At 70.1% G+C, this 18003-nt stretch carries 14 protein-coding genes, 1 tRNA gene and 1 pseudogene; 8 read left to right on the top strand and 8 right to left on the bottom strand.

Features of this window, described 5'->3' with window-relative positions:
* Window positions 1-189: 189 nt before the first annotated feature.
* Together FOZ74_RS03290 and FOZ74_RS03295 are read right to left on the bottom strand one after the other, a co-directional pair.
* Entirely contained in the window at window positions 190-1884 is a 1695-nt protein-coding gene (locus FOZ74_RS03290) for a phosphoethanolamine transferase (protein WP_146911732.1), read from the bottom strand.
* A gap of 17 nt (window positions 1885-1901) precedes the next feature.
* A complete protein-coding gene (locus FOZ74_RS03295; RefSeq protein ID WP_146911733.1) occupies window positions 1902-2396 on the bottom strand; it encodes a flavodoxin family protein in 495 nt (164 codons plus the stop codon).
* A 62-nt stretch (window positions 2397-2458) separates the two neighbouring features.
* Between FOZ74_RS03295 and FOZ74_RS03300 the strand changes: the two genes are divergently transcribed.
* The 4 genes and pseudogenes from FOZ74_RS03300 to FOZ74_RS03315 all read left to right on the top strand — a co-directional run bounded on the left by FOZ74_RS03300 (window position 2459) and on the right by FOZ74_RS03315 (window position 6105).
* Window positions 2459-2944: a nucleoside deaminase gene (locus FOZ74_RS03300; RefSeq protein WP_146911734.1), complete on the top strand. Its 486-nt coding sequence runs from the start codon at window positions 2459-2461 to the stop codon at window positions 2942-2944.
* Between the two features lie 80 nt (window positions 2945-3024).
* A complete protein-coding gene (locus FOZ74_RS03305; protein WP_146911735.1) occupies window positions 3025-3858 on the top strand; it encodes an isocitrate lyase/PEP mutase family protein in 834 nt (277 codons plus the stop codon).
* 116 nt (window positions 3859-3974) lie between these two features.
* Window positions 3975-4886 (top strand): annotated as a pseudogene (locus tag FOZ74_RS03310) (bifunctional enoyl-CoA hydratase/phosphate acetyltransferase); the annotation flags it as partial.
* 31 nt (window positions 4887-4917) lie between these two features.
* The gene (locus tag FOZ74_RS03315) at window positions 4918-6105 is read left to right on the top strand and encodes an acetate/propionate family kinase (RefSeq protein WP_146911737.1); all 1188 of its coding nucleotides are present in this window, start codon (window positions 4918-4920) and stop codon (window positions 6103-6105) included.
* Window positions 6106-6113: 8 nt separating this feature from the next.
* Here the strand turns inward: FOZ74_RS03315 and FOZ74_RS03320 are convergent, their stop codons facing one another.
* The gene (locus tag FOZ74_RS03320; protein ID WP_146911738.1) at window positions 6114-7427 is read right to left on the bottom strand and encodes a D-amino acid dehydrogenase; all 1314 of its coding nucleotides are present in this window, start codon (window positions 7425-7427) and stop codon (window positions 6114-6116) included.
* Between the two features lie 139 nt (window positions 7428-7566).
* Here FOZ74_RS03320 and FOZ74_RS03325 point away from each other — a divergent pair, with 139 nt between their 5' ends.
* Window positions 7567-8034, top strand: a complete 468-nt coding sequence (locus FOZ74_RS03325) for a winged helix-turn-helix transcriptional regulator (RefSeq protein WP_146911739.1) — start codon at window positions 7567-7569, stop codon at window positions 8032-8034.
* 18 nt (window positions 8035-8052) lie between these two features.
* Here the strand turns inward: FOZ74_RS03325 and FOZ74_RS03330 are convergent, their stop codons facing one another.
* The 5 genes from FOZ74_RS03330 to FOZ74_RS03350 all read right to left on the bottom strand — a co-directional run bounded on the left by FOZ74_RS03330 (window position 8053) and on the right by FOZ74_RS03350 (window position 12138).
* Window positions 8053-8445 (bottom strand): hypothetical protein, encoded by a 393-nt coding sequence (locus tag FOZ74_RS03330; protein ID WP_146911740.1) that lies wholly within the window; start codon window positions 8443-8445, stop codon window positions 8053-8055.
* Window positions 8446-8557: 112 nt separating this feature from the next.
* Window positions 8558-8896 carry a tRNA-binding protein gene (locus FOZ74_RS03335; protein ID WP_146911741.1) on the bottom strand — a complete coding sequence of 113 codons (339 nt, stop codon included), beginning with the start codon at window positions 8894-8896 and terminating at the stop codon, window positions 8558-8560.
* Between the two features lie 2 nt (window positions 8897-8898).
* Entirely contained in the window at window positions 8899-11529 is a 2631-nt protein-coding gene (alaS, locus tag FOZ74_RS03340; protein ID WP_146911742.1) for an alanine--tRNA ligase, read from the bottom strand.
* Window positions 11530-11633: 104 nt separating this feature from the next.
* A tRNA-Gly gene (locus FOZ74_RS03345) sits at window positions 11634-11707 on the bottom strand.
* A gap of 92 nt (window positions 11708-11799) precedes the next feature.
* A complete protein-coding gene (locus FOZ74_RS03350; protein WP_146911743.1) occupies window positions 11800-12138 on the bottom strand; it encodes an ArsR/SmtB family transcription factor in 339 nt (112 codons plus the stop codon).
* Window positions 12139-12222: 84 nt separating this feature from the next.
* Here FOZ74_RS03350 and FOZ74_RS03355 point away from each other — a divergent pair, with 84 nt between their 5' ends.
* From FOZ74_RS03355 to FOZ74_RS03365, 3 genes are read left to right on the top strand one after another with little or no spacing between them, the layout of a single operon-like run.
* On the top strand, window positions 12223-13278 hold the full coding sequence (locus FOZ74_RS03355) for an efflux RND transporter periplasmic adaptor subunit (RefSeq protein WP_255437758.1): 1056 nt from the start codon (window positions 12223-12225) through the stop codon (window positions 13276-13278).
* 1 nt (window position 13279) lies between these two features.
* On the top strand, window positions 13280-16522 hold the full coding sequence (locus FOZ74_RS03360; protein ID WP_146911744.1) for an efflux RND transporter permease subunit: 3243 nt from the start codon (window positions 13280-13282) through the stop codon (window positions 16520-16522).
* A 56-nt stretch (window positions 16523-16578) separates the two neighbouring features.
* A complete protein-coding gene (locus tag FOZ74_RS03365) occupies window positions 16579-17958 on the top strand; it encodes a TolC family protein (protein ID WP_255437760.1) in 1380 nt (459 codons plus the stop codon).
* Window positions 17959-18003: the final 45 nt, after the last annotated feature.

The raw sequence follows: 18003 nt of genomic DNA on the forward strand, positions 1-18003 counted from the left end.
CGTATTTGACCTGACATCCCCGTGCGCCCTGACTCCCTCCCCCTCTGGGGGAGGGCCGGGGTGGGGGCCAGCAAGCTCGCGCTGCAGCGCAGCCAATAGATCAGCATCGGGCCGCCCCCATCCCGCCTTCCCCCAGAGGGGGAAGGAGCCGCGTGCGCACCGCTTACGCTGCGGCGCAAGGCCAGCGCATCAAGGCTTGCGGCACGGCGCCAGCACATCGAGCGCACGCTGGTAGCTGGGCGAGTGCAGATCCAGCGCCCCGAGCATGCTGGAATAGAGATGGTCGTGCGTCAGGCGCTGGTCCAGGCCGGCGCGCAGGCAATCGGTGGACAGGCTCAGACGCGCGCGCAAAGGGGCGCTGAACCAGCCGATCATGGGCACGTGCTTTTGCGCATCCGGCGCAATGCCGTAGGGCATGCCGTGCAGGAACAGCCCGTATTCGCCCAGCGATTCGCCGTGGTCGCTGAGGTAGAGCATGCCGGTGTCCTGCTCGCCCGCGCGCGCCTGCAGCCAGTCGAGGGTGCGCGCGAGGAAGGCGTCGGTCGCGACGATGGAGTTGTCGTAGGTGTTGATCAGCGCCTGATGGTCGCAGTCGGAGAGCACCTCGGTGCGGCATTCGGGCGCAAAGCGCTTTTGTTCGGGGCGCGAACGCTTGTAGTAGGCGGGACCATGGCTGCCCATCTGGTGCAGCACCAGCAGCACGCCGCGCGCACGCTGCGCCTCGGGCAGCGCGGCGATGCGGGCGTCCAGCCCCGCCAGCATGGCTTCATCGCTGCATTCACCGCCCTGGCACAGGCGTGCGCGCTGCTGCGCATCCAGGCCGTCGATCGCGTCGGCAAAGGGCACGCGCTCGCACACGCCCTTGCAGCCGCCCTGGTTGTCCAGCCACAGCACCGCCAGGCCCGCGGCCTGGACCACGTCCAGCAGGTTTTCGTAGTCCTGGGTGCGCGCGATGAAGGCCTCGCGTCCCAGCGGCGAGAACATGCACGGCAGCGAGGCATAGGTGCTGGTGCCGCAGGCAAACACCTGGCGCCAGCTCAGCACGTCGCGGCGCTCCAGCTCGGGGTTGGTGTCGCGTGCATAGCCGTTGAGCGCAAAGTGGTCGGCGCGCGCCGTCTCGCCCACCACCAGCACGAAGAGCAGCGGCCGCTGCGCCGGCGCGTAGCTGGCGCCCAGGCCCGCGCCCTCGGTCATGCGCACCAGGGTGCGCGGGCGGCTGAACCAGCGCTCATGGATGGCCACGCCGGTGGAAAACAGCGGCGCCGCCGGGTTGATCAGATAGCGCAGCGCCGGGTGGTTGCGCATCAGCGGCGCCAGATCGCGTGAACCCAGGGCCACGCTGAGCGCGGCCAGCACCAGCGCCAGCGCCAGCAGCAAGCCGTTGCCCAGCCACTGGCGCCACCAGGGCGCGGGCGCAAGGCGCAGGCGCGCGAGCCACCAGCTGGGCACCAGCATGACCAGCCCCAGCGCTGCCAGCATGCGCCAGGAGAGCAGGTCGCGCGCCTCGCGCACATCGGTCTGCAACACGTTGGCCAGCATGCCTGGGTCCATCGCCACCTTGTAGACCAGCATGTAGTACTGCGCCAGCGCCGCCACCAGCAGCACCGCCACCCACAGCCAGCGCGCCGCGCGCGTCCAGGCCAGCGGCGCGAGCACCAGCAGCGTGGCCGCCATGCTCAGGCCGGCCATGCCGAGCGCCAGGCGCGCGAGCTCCGCCGGCGCGCCGGCAATGCGCGCCAGCTCCAGCCACAGCGGCCAGTTCGCGGCCGCGAGCAGGTACAGGCTCAGGTACAGCGCCGCGCGCTGGGCGGACATCGGGCCGACGAGCCAGCGGCGCGCGCCGGGCAATGGCCGGGCCCCGCGCTCAGCAGGATCGGTCTGCATGGGCGGGCGCGGGCGGCTCAAAACACGCCCAGCGCCAGCCCGCTGGCCAGCGCCTCGCCCAGGGCCGCGCAGCGCGCGCGTTCCGGCGGCGCGATCTGCTTGGGCGCCAGAATCGCCTCGGGACTTTGCGCGTGCGTGCAGACGATGAGCGGCTCGGCCACCGGTTTCAGGCGCCAGCCGGTGGCAATGCGCGCGACCTGCCGCGCCGCGCCCGCGCCGTCGCTGCCGGCGCAGACCATGGCCGCATAGGGGCGCCCGGCAATGCGCTCGAGCGCGCCGTAGTAGGTCCGGTCGAAAAAGTCTTTCATCATGCCGCTCATGCTCGCCAGGTTTTCCGGCGTGGCAAACAGATAGCCGTCGGCCGCCAGCACCTCGTCCACGCCGGTCTGCGCCGCCTGCAGCACGTGCACCCGCACCCCGGCTTCGGCCTCGGCGCCGGCGCATGCGGCCTGCACCATCTGCAGCGTGCCGCCGGTGAGCGTGTGATAGACCATGAGCAGGCATTTGCGCATGCGCCGATTGTGCCGGCATTGCCCGCCTTGAACCCGGTGCACGCATCTGCTAAACACGGGCCATGAACCACACATCCACGCACACCGATACCGACGTCGTCCTGCTGCGCCGTGCCGTGGAGCTGGCGCGGCGCAACCGCCGCGAGGGCGGGCAGCCCTTTGGCGCCGTGATCGCACGCGGCGGCCAGACGCTGGCCACCGGCGTGAACGAGATCCACCGCACGCACGACCCCAGCACCCATGCCGAAATGCAGGCGCTGCGCGCCGCCACCCGCGCGCTGGGCGAGCCGCAGCTGCAGGACTGCGACGTCTACGCCAGCGGCCACCCCTGCCCGATGTGTCTGGCCGCCATCGTCATGGCTGGCGCACGGCAGGTGTTCTTCGCCTTCGACAATGCCGACGCCGCACCCTGGCAGCTCTCCAGCGAAGCGAGCTACCGACGCCTGAGCCTGCCGCTGCAGCCCCCGCCGCTGCCGCTCACGCGCCTGCACACCGGCATCCGCGCGGCGCAACTCTACGGCGACGAGTCCTGGCCGGCGCAAGGCTGAGCGGGCATAGTCGCGCCCGTCATTACCCCATGGTCACACGGGTTGCGCCGGCGCCGCACAATGGCGCAAAGGAGACCGCCATGACCACCCCCACCGCCGAGCAAATCCGGCACCGGCGCAGCGCATTTCGCCAGCTGCACGCTTCAGGCTGCTTCGTCCTGCCCAACCCCTGGGACCCGGGTTCGGCGCGCTACCTGGCCCACCTGGGCTTCAAGGCGCTGGCCACGACGAGCTCGGGCTGGGCCTGGTCGCGCGGCAGCTTCGACGGGGGCATGCCGCTCGACGCCGTGCTCGATCACCTGCGCGACATGGTCGCGGCAACCGCGCTGCCGGTGAATGCCGACTTCGAAAAGGGCTTTGCCGACACGCCCGAGGAGGTGGCGCGCCATGTGCGTCTGGCGATCGATACCGGCGTGGCCGGCATCTCGATCGAAGACTCCAGCGGCGACCCCGATGCGCCGCTCTTCGACATCGCGCTCGGGGCCGAGCGCATCCGCGCGGCGCGCGAAGCCATGGACGCGAGCGGGCAGGACGTGATGCTGATCGGCCGCGCAGAGAATTTCTTCGCCGGCCGCCCCGACATCGACGACGCCATCGCGCGCCTGCGCGCCTATTCCGAGGCCGGGGCCGACTGCCTCTACGCTCCGGCCCTGCACACGCGCGAGCAGATCGCCGCCGTGGTCGCGGCCTGCGCGCCCAAGCCGGTGAACGTGCTGATCGGCGGCACCAGCGACTTCACCATGGCCGACATGGCCGAGCTGGGCGTGCGCCGCGTGAGCGTGGGCGGGGGCCTGGCGCGCGCCGCCTGGGGCGGCTTCATGCGGGCGGCGCAGGAGCTGGCCGGGCACGGGCGCTTCGACGGCTTTGCCGGTGCGGCATCGGGGCGTGAGCTCAACCAGCTGTTTCGCAGCTGAGGCGCCGGCGGCCCGGCGCGATCGGACCGGGCGCGCGGTTGGCATAACATGCGCGCTTCGCCTGCAACGACGAGCCGCGCCCCATGCCCACTCCACGAGTCGCCGCCCCGCAAAGCGGCATTGCCCGCCTGATCGCCCATGTACGCGGCAAGCCGCCGGTGCGCATGGCGGTGGTGCACCCCTGCGATCCGCTGAGCCTGAGCGGCGCGATGGACGCCTGCCAGGCCGGGCTCATCACCCCGGTGCTGGTCGCCCCGCGGGCCAAGCTGCGCGCCGCCGCGCGCAAGGCGGGCGTGGACCTGGCCGGCTGCGAAGTCATCGACGTGCCGCACAGCCACGCGGCCGCGGCGCGTGCGGCGCAACTCGCTGGCAAGGGCGAGGTGCAGGCGCTGATGAAAGGCAGCCTGCACACCGACGAATACCTGAGCGCGATCCTGGCGAGCGAGGCCGGGCTGCGCACCAAGCGGCGCCTGTCGCATTGCTACGTGATGCAGATCGCCAGCTACCCGCGCCCCTTCATCATCACCGACGCGGCGATCAACATTGCGCCCACGCTCGACGACAAGGCCGACATCGTGCGCAACGCCATCGCGCTGGCGCAGGTGATCGGCGTGAACAAGCCCAAGGTGGCGATCCTTGCGGCGGTGGAGACGGTGAACCCGCGCATGCCCTCGACGCTGGATGCGGCCGCGCTGTGCAAGATGGCCGATCGCGGGCAGATCAGCGGCGGCGTGCTCGACGGGCCGCTGGCTTTCGACAACGCCGTCTCGCCGCAAGCCGCGAAGGTCAAGGGCATTGCCTCGCGCGTGGCCGGGCAGGCCGACGTGCTGGTGGTGCCCGACCTGGAGAGCGGCAACATGCTGGCCAAGCAACTCGAGTTCCTCGGCGGTGCAGAGAGCGCGGGCATCGTCATGGGCGCGCGCGTGCCGGTGGTGCTCACCAGCCGGGCCGACTCGCGCGCCACGCGCCTGGCCTCCTGCGCCATCGCGCTGCTGCTGGCCGAGCGCTGGCGCAGCGCCCCGCCCTGAACCAGCGGCCTGCATGCCAAGGGAGATACCGATGAACACCGCCTGGATCCTGGCCCTGAACTGCGGCTCCTCCAGCATCAAGTTCGCGCTGTTCCAGGCCGGCCAGGGCAGGCTCCCGCGCCAGCCCGCCTGGGGCGGCAAGGTGCAGGGCATAGGGCAGGCGCAGGCCATGCTCGACCTGAGCGACGCGCCGTCGCAGCCCGTGGCGCTGGACGCCACGCATCCCAACACGACGGCGCTGGAGCTCATCCTGGAGCGCGTCCACCGCCGCATCGCCGGCCAGGGCCGGCTCGCAGCCGTGGTGCACCGCGTGGTGCATGGCGGCCAGCACCACTTTGCGCCCACGTGCGTGAGCCCGGCGCTCATCGACGCGCTGCGCGCGCTGATTCCGCTGGCGCCGCTGCATCAGCCCTTCCCGCTCAAGGCCATGAGCCTGATCCTGGCGCAGCACCCCAAGGTGGCGCAGGTGGCCTGCTTTGACACCGCCTTCCACCAGAGCACGGCGCAGGTGGAGCAGATGTTCGCCCTGCCCTGGTCGGCCTGGGAGGCGGGCGTGCGCCGCTACGGTTTTCACGGCCTGTCCTACGACTACATGACCCACGCGCTGCCGCAGCGCCACGGCGAGGCCGCGCGCGGGCGCACCATCGTCGCACACCTGGGCAGCGGCGCCAGCCTGTGCGCCATGCGCGACCTCAAAAGCGTGGCCACCACCATGGGTTTTTCCGCGCTCGACGGCCTGATGATGGGCACGCGCTGCGGCGCGATCGACCCCGGCGCGGTGATCTATCTGATGCAGGAGCAGGGCCTGGGCACCGAGGCGGTGGCGCGGATGCTCTACCACGACAGCGGGCTGCTGGGCGTCTCCGGCGTGTCGCCCGATCCGCGCGAGCTGCTGCCGCTGGAAGCGACGAACGAGCGCGTGCGCGTGGCGCTTGCGCTTTACGTACACCGCATCGTGCGCGAAATCGGCGCACTCACCGCAGTGCTCGGCGGCCTGGACATGCTGGTCTTCACGGCCGGCATAGGTGAGCACCACGCGCTGCTGCGCGCACGCATCTGCGCGCCTCTGGCGTGGCTGGGCGTGGAGCTGGACGCGGCCGCCAATGCGGCGCACGCAGGCGTCATCTCAAGCAAGGCAAGCCGCGTGATCGTCGGCGTGGAAAAGACCAACGAGGAATGGATGGCCGCGACGCAGGCGGCCGAGCTGCTCGGGATCTAGCCGCGGAATCAGGCGTGGACAGGCTTGTGGCCCACGCCGGACCTGCGCTGGCCGCTCTCCTTGCCGTAGCGATCCACGCCCAGGCCCGAGGTGGAGATGTCGGGCCTGTGGCCCAGCGTGAGGTCGGCCACCAGCTTGCCCGAGCCCGCCGCCATGGTCCAGCCCAGCGTGCCGTGGCCGGTGTTCAGCAGCAGGTTGGACAGGTGCGTGGCGCCGACGATGGGCGTGCCGTCCGGCGTCATCGGGCGCAGGCCGGTCCAGAAGGTGGCCGCCGGCACGTCGCCGCCACCGGCAAACAGCCCGTTGGTCACCATCTCCAGCGTGGCGCGACGCCGCGGGTTCAGGCGCAGGTCGAAGCCGCCGAGCTCGGCCATGCCGCCGACGCGGATGCGCTGGTCGAAGCGGGTGATGGCCACCTTGTAGGTTTCGTCCATCACGGTGGAGACCGGCGCGCGGCTCTCGTCCACCAGCGGGATGGTGAGCGAATAGCCCTTGACCGGATAGACCGGCAGGTCCAGCCCCAGCCCGGCGGCCATGGCGCGGCTATAGCTGCCCAGGGCCAGCACGTAGCGGTCGGCGGTGAGCACTTCAGCCGCCTCGCCCGCCAGGCGCACGCCGCTCACCTGGCCGCCGCGCTGCTGCAGCTCGGCGATCTGCACGCCGAAGCGGAACTTCACGCCCAGCGCGCGGGCCTTTTCGGCCAGCGCGGCGGTAAAGCGCTGGCAGTCGCCGGTTTCGTCACCGGGCAGCTGCAGGCCGCCGACCAGCCCCCGGGCATGCGCCAGCGCCGGCTCGTATTCGACGAGGTCGGCCGGGTTGGTCATCATGCGGTAGGGCACGCCGCATTCGTCGAGCACCTCGGTGTCGCGGTGCGCCGCCGCCAGCTGCTTGTGCGTGCGAAACACCTGCAGCGTGCCGCGGGTGCGCTGCTCGTAGGCGATGCCGGTGTCCTCGCGCAGCTGGCGCAGGCAGTCGCGGCTGTATTCGGCGATGCGCGTCATGCGCTCCTTGTTCACCGCGTAGCGCGCGCTGGTGCAGTTGCGCAGCATCATGGCCATCCAGCGCAGCTGGAACATCGAGCCGTCCAGGCGCAGGGCCAGCGGCGCATGCTTCTGGAACATCCACTTGAGCGCCTTCAGCGGAATGCCGGGCGCCGCCCAGGGTGTGCTGTAGCCGGGCGAGACCTGGCCGGCATTGGCAAAGCTGGTTTCCAGCGCCACGCCGCCTTCGCGCTCGAGCACCGTCACATCCGCTCCCGCACGCGCCAGGTAGTAGGCCGTGCTGACACCGATCACGCCGCCGCCAAGAACCAGAACTTTCATGTTTGCCCCCGAGATGCGTCACACCCGTTGATGTGCTGAAAGTTTAGGCAAATCGGCGCAGCAAGACTCACTGAAATGCCTGGCCAGGCACCGCGATTTCAGCAAAAATCACTGAATCCTCGCCAACAGGGCAGCGAATATGATTGAGCTTGATCGCATCGACCGGAAAATTCTCGAAGCCTTGCAGCGCGAAGGCCGCCTGCCCATGACCGAGCTGGCGCAGCGCATAGGCCTGAGCGCATCGCCCTGCACCGAACGTGTCAAGCGCCTGGAGCGCAGCGGCGTGATCCAGGGCTACCAGGCCCGCGTCAACCCCGAGGCGCTGGGGCGCGGCCTGGTGGTCTTCGTGGAGCTGACGCTGTCGGCCAAGTCCGCCCAGATCTTCGAAGCGGTGCGCCAGGCGCTGCTGCTGGAGCCGCGCGTGCTCGAATGCCACCTGATTTCGGGCAGCTTCGACTACCTGCTGAAGGTGCGTCTGTCGGCCATGCGCGAATACCGCGAGCTGCTGGGCCACATCCTGCGCCAGATTCCGGTGCCGGCGCAAAGCAACAGCTATGTGGTGATGGAGGAAATCCAGGAAAACGGGCCGCTGCCGGTGGGCCTGTAGGCCGTCCGGCGTGCGCGCCTACCAGCCCGGCGCCGCGCCCTGGCGGCGCAGCACGAAGCGGCTTTCGCGCCCCGGCCTGCCCGGGCGGTCGAGCTGCTGCATCTGCCCGCGGATCTCGCGCCCGCAGGCTTCGGGCACGAGGCGCCCGCTCCAGAAGGCGAACAGGCTCTTGCCGTCGCGCGACTCGTCCAGGTTGAATTCGCCCTCTTCGAGATCGCCCGAAGCGATGGAGCGCAGACCGGCAATCTCGAACTCGCCGCGCAGGCTGGCGCCGAATTCGGGATGGCGGCGCAACACCAGCGTGCCCTGCTGGCCCAGATCGGGCAGTTGCAGCTGCCAGCGGCCGTAGAGCTCGGGCGCGCCCCAGCGCAGCAGATCGGGGCAGGCAGCCGGCGCGGCGACGGGCCGCACCACCGCAGTATCTGGATGTTTTTGGCCGCTGGCGCAGGCGGCAAGCGCGCCAGCAGCTATCAAACAAAGAGCAATTCGCACCATGTTCAGGCAGTTTGCAGCGGCGCGGTGCTCAGAGCAGGCGCGTGCCCAGCGGCACATCGCCATCGGGCACGCACAGCAGCACCTGGCCGGCCGCGTCGTGAAAGCCCGTCACCAGGCATTCGGAGCGCATCGGCCCGATCTGCTTGGGCGGGAAGTTCACCACCGCCACCACCAGGCGCCCGAGCAGCGCCTCGGGCGTGTAGTGCGCGGTGATCTGGGCGCTGGACTTCTTCACGCCGATCTCGGCGCCAAAGTCCACCTGCAGCTTGTAGGCGGGCTTGCGCGCTTCCTTGAACACCTCGGCGGCGACGATGCGGCCCACGCGCAGCTCGACCTTGGTGAAGTCGTCCCAGCCGATCTCGGCCATGGCTAGAGGCGCTCTGCCACCCAGGCCTGGACGCTGGCCAGCGCCGCCGGCAGCGCGGCGGCGTCGCTGCCGCCGGCCATGGCCATGTCGCTCTTGCCGCCGCCCTTGCCGCCCACCTGCCGGGCGACGAAGTTGACCAGATCACCCGCCTTGAGCTTGGCGGTTTCGGCCTTGGTCACGCCGGCGGCAATCTGCAGCTTGTCGCCATCGACCGCGGCAAGCACGATGGCTGCGGCCCCGAGCTTGTCCTTGAGCTTGTCCATGGTCTCGCGCAAGGCCTTGGCGTCGGCCCCCGGCAACACCGCGGCCAGCACCTTCAGACCCTTGACTTCAACCGCCTGCGCGACAAGCTCATCGCCCTGGCTCGCGGCGAGCTTGCCCTTGAGCTGGGCGAGCTCCTTCTCCAGCCCCCTGGCGTGCTCCAGCGTGGCGGCAATGCGCTGCCTGAGCTCTTCCGTCGGGGCCTTGAGCGCAGCGGCGGCGTCGCGCACCGTGGTCTCCAGCCCTTGCAGATAGGCCAGCGCATTCGCACCCGTGATCGCCTCCACCCGGCGTATGCCGGCGGCCACGCCGCCCTCCATGACGATCTTGAACAAGCCGATGTCGCCGGTGCGCGCGACGTGCGTGCCGCCGCAGAACTCGCGGCTGCTGCCGATGTCCAGCACGCGCACGCTCTCGCCGTACTTCTCGCCAAACAGCATCATCGCGCCCGTGGCCTTGGCCGCTTCGATGTCCATCACGCGCGCCTGGGTCGCGGTGTTGGCCAGCACCTCGGCATTCACGCGGCGCTCGACCTCCTTGATCTGCGCCGCCGTCACCGGCTGGTTGTGCGCGAAGTCGAAGCGGGTCTTGTCGGCATCGACGAGCGAGCCCTTTTGCTGCACGTGCGCGCCCAGCACCTCGCGCAGCGCCTTGTGCATCAGGTGGGTGACCGAGTGGTTGCGCATGGTGGCGGCGCGGCGATCGGCATCGACCCGTGCCTGCACCGCGTCGCCCACCTTGAGGCTGCCCGAAGCGAGCTCGCCATGGTGGCCGAAGACACCGGCCTTGATTTTTTGCGTGTCGTGCACCGCAAAGCGCGCGCCGCCCGCACCGATGACGCCCGCGTCGCCCACCTGGCCGCCGGATTCGGCATAGAACGGTGTCACGTCCAGTACCAGCACGCCGTTTTCACCCTCTTTCAGCTCGCTGACGCTTTCCCCACCTTCGTAGATAGCTACGATTTTTGCGTCTTCCGCCAGATGCTCGTAGCCGGTGAAGGTATTGGCATCGCCGTGGTAGTCCAGCAGTTTGTCCATCTTGAACTTGCCCGCTGCGCGCGCCTGCTCCTTCTGGTGCTGCATGGCGGCATCGAACCCGGCTTCGTCCACCGCCACACCGCGCTCGCGGCAGACGTCGTTGGTCAAATCCAGCGGAAAGCCGTAGGTGTCGTGCAGCTTGAAGGCCACCTCGCCGGGCAGGGTCGTCTCGCCGCCGGCCAGCGCCGCGTCGAGGATTTCCATGCCGTGCGCCAGCGTCTCGAAGAAGCGCTCTTCCTCGGTCTTGAGCACGCCGGTGATGTGCGCCTGCTGCTCGGCAAGGCGCGGGTAGGCTTCGCCCATCTGCGCCACCAGGTCGGCCACCAGCTTGTGGAAGAACGGCGTCTTCTGCCCCAGCTTGTAGCCATGGCGGATGGCGCGGCGGATGATGCGCCGCTGCACGTAGCCGCGGCCTTCGTTGCCCGGAATCACGCCGTCGCTGACCAGGAAAGCGGTGGCGCGAATGTGGTCGGCAATCACCTTCAGCGACGGGTTGGCCAGGTCGGCGCAGCCGGTCTCGCGCGCGGCGGCGCCAATCAATGCCTGGAACAGGTCGATCTCGTAGTTGCTGTGCACGTGCTGCAGGATGGCCGCCAGCCGCTCCAGGCCCATGCCGGTGTCCACGCAGGGCGCGGGCAGCGGCGTGACCGAGCCGTCCGCCGCCATGTCGAACTGCATGAACACGTGGTTCCAGATCTCGATGAAGCGATCGCCGTCCTCATCGGGGCTGCCGGGCGGGCCGCCCGGGATGTGCGCGCCGTGGTCGTAGAAGATTTCCGAGCACGGGCCGCAGGGCCCCGTGTCGGCCATCATCCAGAAGTTGTCGCTCTTGTACTTGCCGCCCTTGTTGTCGCCGATGCGGATCACGCGCTCGGGCGGCAGGCCGATGACCTGGGTCCAGATGTCGTAGGCCTCGTCGTCCTCGTAATAGACCGTGGCCAGCAGTTTTTCGGCCGGCAGGCCATAGACCTGGGTGAGCAGCTCCCAGCCCCATTCGATGCTCTCGCGCTTGAAGTAGTCGCCGAAGCTCCAGTTGCCCAGCATCTCGAAGAAGGTGTGGTGGCGCGCGGTGTAGCCAACGTTCTCCAGGTCGTTGTGCTTGCCGCCGGCGCGAAGGCAGGCCTGCACGCTGGTGGCGCGCGTGTAGGGGCGCTGGTCGGTGCCCAGGAACACGTCCTTGAACTGCACCATGCCGCTGTTGGTGAACATCAGCGTCGGGTCGTTGCCCGGCACCAGAGGGCTGGAGGGCACGACGGTGTGGCCGCGCGCAGCGAAGAAGTCCAGAAAGCTCTGGCGTATGTCTGCGACGCTGGTCGGCGGGTTCTGCGATTTCATTGCGATTTATGCCTCTGGCGCCCGTGCTGCATGCGCGAGCAGCTCATCAATCGATAGCGAATGGCACCAATGAAAAAGGCGCCCGTGAAAAGCGCCTTGTTCGGTGGAGCGGGTGAAGGGAATCGAACCCTCGTATGAAGCTTGGGAAGCTGCCGTTCTACCATTGAACTACACCCGCGCAAGACCGCAGATTCTAAGGCACGGCGAACGCCGTGGTGTGCGCCGCGTCTCTGCGCGGCCGCGGCGGCAGGCCAGCGCGGCGGCGTGCGGCTAGATCAGGGCCTTGAACGCGTCGTGCACCGCGCTGGCCGCCTGCATGCGACTGGCGATGCTGCCGCAGACCAGTTCGCACAGCTCGTCCACGCGTTCGTCGGCAATGCGGAAATAGACGCTGGTGCCGCGTTCCTCGCGCGCGACGATGCCGTGCTTGGTCATGAGCGAGAGGTGGCGCGAGACGTTGGCCGAGGTGTAGCCGCAGGCCTGCGCCAGCTCGCCGACGTTGTATTCACGCTCGCGCAGCAGGTTGAGCAGGCGCAGCCGCGTGGGCTCGGCCAGCACCTGAAAGTAGGCGGCCACCTGATCGATGACCTCGGCGGGCATGTGCTTCATGACGCAATCTCCATGGCTGCATTATACTTTCGTTGACTAATTGAGTGAATGCGTAAATAATCAATTACGAACCGAACTGAAGCCATGGACATGTTTCTCCGCCTCGAGCGTATCGCCCTTCTTGCCGCCGCCCTGGCCCTGGCCCCCGCCAGCCCTGCCGCCGATGCCGCGGCGCTGGGCTGGACGCCCGTGCAGACCAGCACCGCCGCGCCCCTGCAAAGCAGCGACGCCAGGGTCGAGGCGGTGCGCGAGGCCGTCCTCGCCGCGCAGGTGGCGGGCAGCATCACCGCGCTGCAGGTGCATGCGGGCGCCTCCGTCAAGGCCGGGCAGGAGCTGCTGCGCATCGACGCGCGCATGGCCAGCCAGGGCGCGGCGGCCAGCAGCGCGCAGGTGGTCGCCGCGCAGGCCCAGGCCAGCGTGGCGGCCAGGGACTACGAGCGCCAGCAGCAGCTTTTTGCCAGGCACTACATCAGCCAGGCCGCGCTGGAGCAGGCGCGCGCCCGGTGGCAGGCCAGCCAGGCGCAGGTGAAGGCGCTGCAGGCGCAGGCGGCGGTGGCGGGCACGCAAACCGGCCTGCACGTGCTGCGCGCGCCGTTCGACGGCGTGGTGGCCAGCGTGCCGGTGACGCTGGGCGACATGGCGCTGCCGGGCAAGCCGCTGCTCACGCTGGTCGACCCCGGTGCCTTGCGCATCACCGCAGCGCTCAGCCAGGCGCAGACCGCCCGGCTGCGCGGCGCCCCGCAGGTGATGGTGGAGCTGCCCGGTGCGGGCACACCACCCACCACCATCGCCATGGCGCAGGTGCAAGTCCTGCCCACGGCCGACGCCCAAAGCCACACGAGCACGGTGCGCGTGCTGCTGCCCGCCGGTCTGGCTGGCGCGGTTCCGGGTGCGTTCGCACGGCTGTGGTTCGAGGGCGCGGGCGCGGCGGGCAACCCGACGCGCCTTTTCGTGCCTGCCGCCAGCGTGGTGCGCCGCGCCGAGATGAGCGGCGTCTACGTGCGCGCTGGCGACGGCAAGCCACGGCTGCGCCAGGTGCGGCTGGGCCCGGCGGCGGGCGAGCAGATCGAAGTCCTCAGCGGCCTGAGCGCCGGTGAGCAGGTGGCCACCGACCCCCAGGCGGCGGCTCGGGAGCGCTGAGATGGGCACGAACGCCAAGCACGCCCCGGGCCTGTCCGGCCGCGTCGCGCAGGCTTTCCAGAACGCGCAGATCACCCCGCTGCTGGCGCTGGTGGCGCTGCTGCTGGGCATCTTCGCGGTGCTGGTCACGCCGCGCGAGGAAGAGCCGCAGATCGACGTGACCATGGCCAACGTGATCGTGCCCTTCCCCGGCGCGCAGGTCGCCGAGGTCGAGGCGCTGATCGCCACGCCCGCCGAGCAGGTGCTCGCGCAGATGCAGGGCGTGGAGCATGTGACGAGCGTCTCGCAACCCGGCAGCGCCGTGCTGACGGTGCAGTTCAAGGTGGGCGTGGCGCGCACCGAGGCGCTGGTGCGCCTGCACGACGTGCTGCGCAGCAACGCCGACTGGCTGCCGCGCGGCCTGGGGGCGATGGAGCCCATCGTGCGCCCCAAGGGCATAGACGACGTGCCCATCGTCACCCTTGCCCTCTACAGCGAAGCGCCCGACGGCAACGCCTACGACCTGGAGCGCGTGGCGCACAGCGTGGAGGTGGAGCTCAAGCGCGTGCCCGGCACCCGCAGCGTCACCACCCTGGGCGGGCCCGGGCGTGTGGTGCTGGTGCAGCTGGACCCCGCGCGCATGGCGGGCAGCGGCATCACCGTAGACATGCTGCGCGGCGCGCTGCAGTCGGCCAACCAGGGCCTGCCGCTGGGCGAGCTGCTGACGGGCAACCAGGCGGTGGCCATCGAGGCCGGCCCGCAGCTGTCCCGCGCCGACGAAGTGGCCGACATCGTGGTGGGCACCCACGGCGGCAAACCGGTGTTCCTGAAAGACGTGGCCAGCGTGCGCGACGGCCCGCCGCCCGCCATGCACTATGTCTGGCACAGCATCGTGCGCGACGGCGTCGCAAGCGAATATCCGGCCGTGACCCTGGCCGTCACCAAGAAGGCGGGCGAGAACGCCATCGACGTGGCCCAGGCCGTGATGGCGCGCGTGCGGCAACTGAAGAACACCGTCATCCCCGCCGAGGTGCAGGTGGCCGAGACGCGCGACTACGGCGCGACGGCCAACGACAAGGCGCAAAAGCTGATCCAGAAGCTGGCCTTCGCCACGCTCTCGGTGGTGGCGCTGGTGTTCTTCGCGCTGGGCCGGCGCGAGTCGCTCATCGTCGGCGTGGCCGTGGGCCTGACGCTGGCGGCCACGCTGTTCGCCTCCTGGGCCTGGGGTTTCACGCTCAACCGCGTGTCGCTGTTCGCGCTGATCTTTTCCATCGGTATCCTGGTGGACGACGCCATCGTGGTGGTGGAAAACATCCACCGCCACCAGGCGCTGCACCCCGAGAAAACCCTGCTCGAGCTCATTCCCGGCGCGGTCGATGAGGTGGGCGGACCGACGATTCTGGCCACCTTCACGGTCATTGCCGCACTCTTGCCCATGGCTTTCGTCAGCGGCCTGATGGGCCCCTACATGGCGCCGATCCCGATCAACGCCAGCATGGGCATGCTGATCTCGCTGGCCGTGGCCTTCACCGTCACGCCATGGCTGGCACAGCACTGGATGAAGCGCCACACGGGCGCCACCGCACAGGTGCACACGGGGTTGGCTGCCAGGCTGGCACCGCTGTTCGAGCGGCTCTTCGCACCCTTGCTCGACGACCGGCGCGGCCCGCGCAACCGCGCGCTGCTGGGTCTGGCCGTGGCGGGCCTGATCGCCGTCTCGCTGCTGCTGCCCGCCGTGGGCTGGGTGCAGCTGAAGATGCTGCCGTTCGACAACAAGAGCGAGTTCCAGGTCGTCGTGGACCTGCCCGCGGGCACGCCGCCGGAGCACACCGCCGCCGTGCTGCACGAGCTGGGGGCCTACCTTGCCACCGTGCCCGAGGTCACCGACTTCCAGTCCCATGCGGGCACGGCCGGGCCGATCAACTTCAACGGCCTGGTGCGCCAGTACGACCTGAGAAGCGGCGGCCAGGCGGGCGACATCCAGGTGAACCTGCAGGGCCAGCACGCACGTGTGCAGCAAAGCCACGCCGTAGCCATGCGGGTGCGCCCGGCACTGCAGGAGATCGGCGCGCGCATGGGGGCCAACGTGAAGGTGGTGGAAGTGCCGCCCGGCCCGCCGGTGCTCTCGCCCATCGTGGCCGAAATCTACGGGCCGGATGCCGAGGGCCGGCGCACCGTGGCCAAGGCGGTGCGCCAGGCGATGGCCGAGACCGCGGGCATCGTCGATCTGGACGATTCGTCGATCGCCGATGCGCCCAGGAAGCTGGTGCTGGTGGACCGGCGCAAGGCCGCGCTGATGGGCGTGCGGCAAGGCGCCATCGTCTCCGCCCTGCACGCGGGCCTGGCAGGAGAGGCAGCGACCTGGCTGCACGATGCCCGGAGCAAATACGCCACGCCCGTCGTGCTGCAGCTGCCTGCCGAGCAGCATGGCAGCCTCGCCACCCTGCTGCAACTGCCGGTGCGCACCGCCAGCGGCGCGCTGGTGCCGGTCGGCGAACTGGTCACGGTGAGCGACACCCTGCGCGAGCAGCCCGTCTACCACAAGGACTTGCTGCCGGTGAATCTGGTCGTGGCCGACATGGCCGGCCGGGTGGACAGCCCGCTCTACGGCATGTTTGCCGCGCGCAGCCGCATCGCCCAGATCGTCGCACCCGACGGCGGGCAGCTGCAGGAGCACTTCTTTGCCCCCCCCGAAGACCCCTGGCGCGGCTACAGCCTGAAGTGGGATGGCGAGTGGCAGATCACCTGGGAGACCTTTCGCGACATGGGCGCCGCCTATGCGGTGGGGCTGGTGCTGATCTACCTGCTGGTCGTCGCGCACTTCGGCTCCTACCTCACGCCGCTGATCATCATGGCGCCGATCCCGCTGACCCTCATCGGCGTGATGCCGGGGCACGCGCTGCTGGGCGCGCAATACACCGCCACCAGCATGATCGGCATGATCGCGCTGGCGGGCATCATCGTGCGCAATTCCATCCTGCTGGTGGACTTCATCCGGCTGCAGGTGCAGGCCGGGATGGAATTCAGGCAGGCCATCGTGCAGTCCGCCATCACGCGCGCGCAGCCGATCCTGCTGACCGGCGTGGCGGCCATGCTGGGCGCCTTCTTCATCCTGAGCGATCCGATCTTCAACGGCCTGGCGATCTCGCTGATCTTCGGCATCGCCGTCTCCACGGTGCTGACGCTGGTCGTCATCCCCCTGCTCTATTACGTGGCCTACCGCAAGCACCTGGACGTGGTGCGTGGCCAGGGAGAAGCCGCATGACCACACAAACCATAGCTGTCAGCGCTTGCCCAGCAATGTCTGGAGGCCGATTTGGCTTGAAACTCTGGCTTGTGCTTGCCGCTGCCCTGCTGCTGGCCCCCAGGGCCCCGGCGCTGACCCTTGCCGAAGCCTGGCAGGCCGCCGAAGCGCACGACCGCCCGCTGGCCGCCGCCCGCGCCGCCGCCGGCGTGGCCGAGCCCCAACGCCAGCAAGCGCGGGCGCTGTGGCGTCCGCAGGTGGCGCTGACCGCCTCCGCCGGCCTGGGCGCCAGCGACACCCGCATGCACGGCGCGCAGTTCTCCGCGCCCGGCATGGGCACCGTGGAGGGCGCGGACTTCGCCACCTCCGTCCACGGCGGCGCGGCCACGCGCGTGGCGCTGCAGGCCAGCCAGCCGCTGTACAACCCGGTGCGGCGTGCCCAGCAGCAGCAGCTTGAGCTGCAGGCCGAGCAGACCGAACTGGCACTGCAGGCCGAGCGCCAGAGCGCCATGCTGCGCACCGCCAGCAGCTACCTGAGCCTGGCGCTCGCGCAGGAAAAGCTGCGCGTGCTGCAAGGCCAGATGCAGGCCGTGGACAGCGCCGCCAGGCAAGCGCAAGACCGCTTCGACCTCGGGGCCGCGCCGATTACCGCCGTACACGAAGCCGCCGCCGAGCTGGCCCGGCTCAAGGCGCAACTGGCCAGCGCCCAGGCCGACATCACCACGCGCATGCGCACGCTGGCCGATGCCACCGGCCTGCCGCCCGGGCGCCTCACGGTGCAACTGCCCGCCGCCGCCCGCCCCGAGCCGCGTGCGCTGGCGCTGTGGCAGCAGCTGGCCGAAGGCGCGAGCCTGCAGCTGCGCGAGCAGCGGCTGCAGACCCGGCTGGCCCAGGCCGAGCTCGACAAGTACGCGGCGGGCAGCCGCGCCAGCGTGGACCTGATCGCCCAGGCCGCGCACGAGCGCCTGGGTGGCCATGGCGACTTCGGCGCGGCGCGCAACACCGGCCTGAATGCGATGGTCGGCGTACAGCTCACGCTGCCGCTCTCCACCGGCGGCATGCGCTCGGGCCGCGCGCAGGAAGCCGCCGCGCGCCTGGCCGCCGCCCAGGCGCAGGAGGACGCACTGCGCGAACAACTGGCCCGCGAGATCGAAGCGGCATGGCTGGCCATGCACACCAGCGTCGAACAGGGCATGGCCCTGCAAGCCGCCCTCGGCGCCAGCCGCCTGCGCGAGGACGCCACCCACACCGGCTACGAGCTGGGCGAGCGCACGCTGCTGGACGTGCTGCGCGCGCGCAACGACGTGGCCGCCACGCAACTGCAGCTGGCGCAGGCGCGCGCGGGCGGCGTGCTCGCGCGCCTGCAACTGGCCGAGCGCGCCGGGCAGCTTGACGAGGCCGCGCTGCAGGACGCCAGCACCCCCCCGGGGCAGGGCACAAACCCATCCACACCCTGAAGCGCCGCCAGAACAACGCCCCACCCCACCACCCCAGCAGGAGAC

It is taken from the genome of Comamonas flocculans (assembly GCF_007954405.1).
Taxonomy (GTDB): Bacteria; Pseudomonadota; Gammaproteobacteria; order Burkholderiales; family Burkholderiaceae_C; genus Comamonas_C; species Comamonas_C flocculans.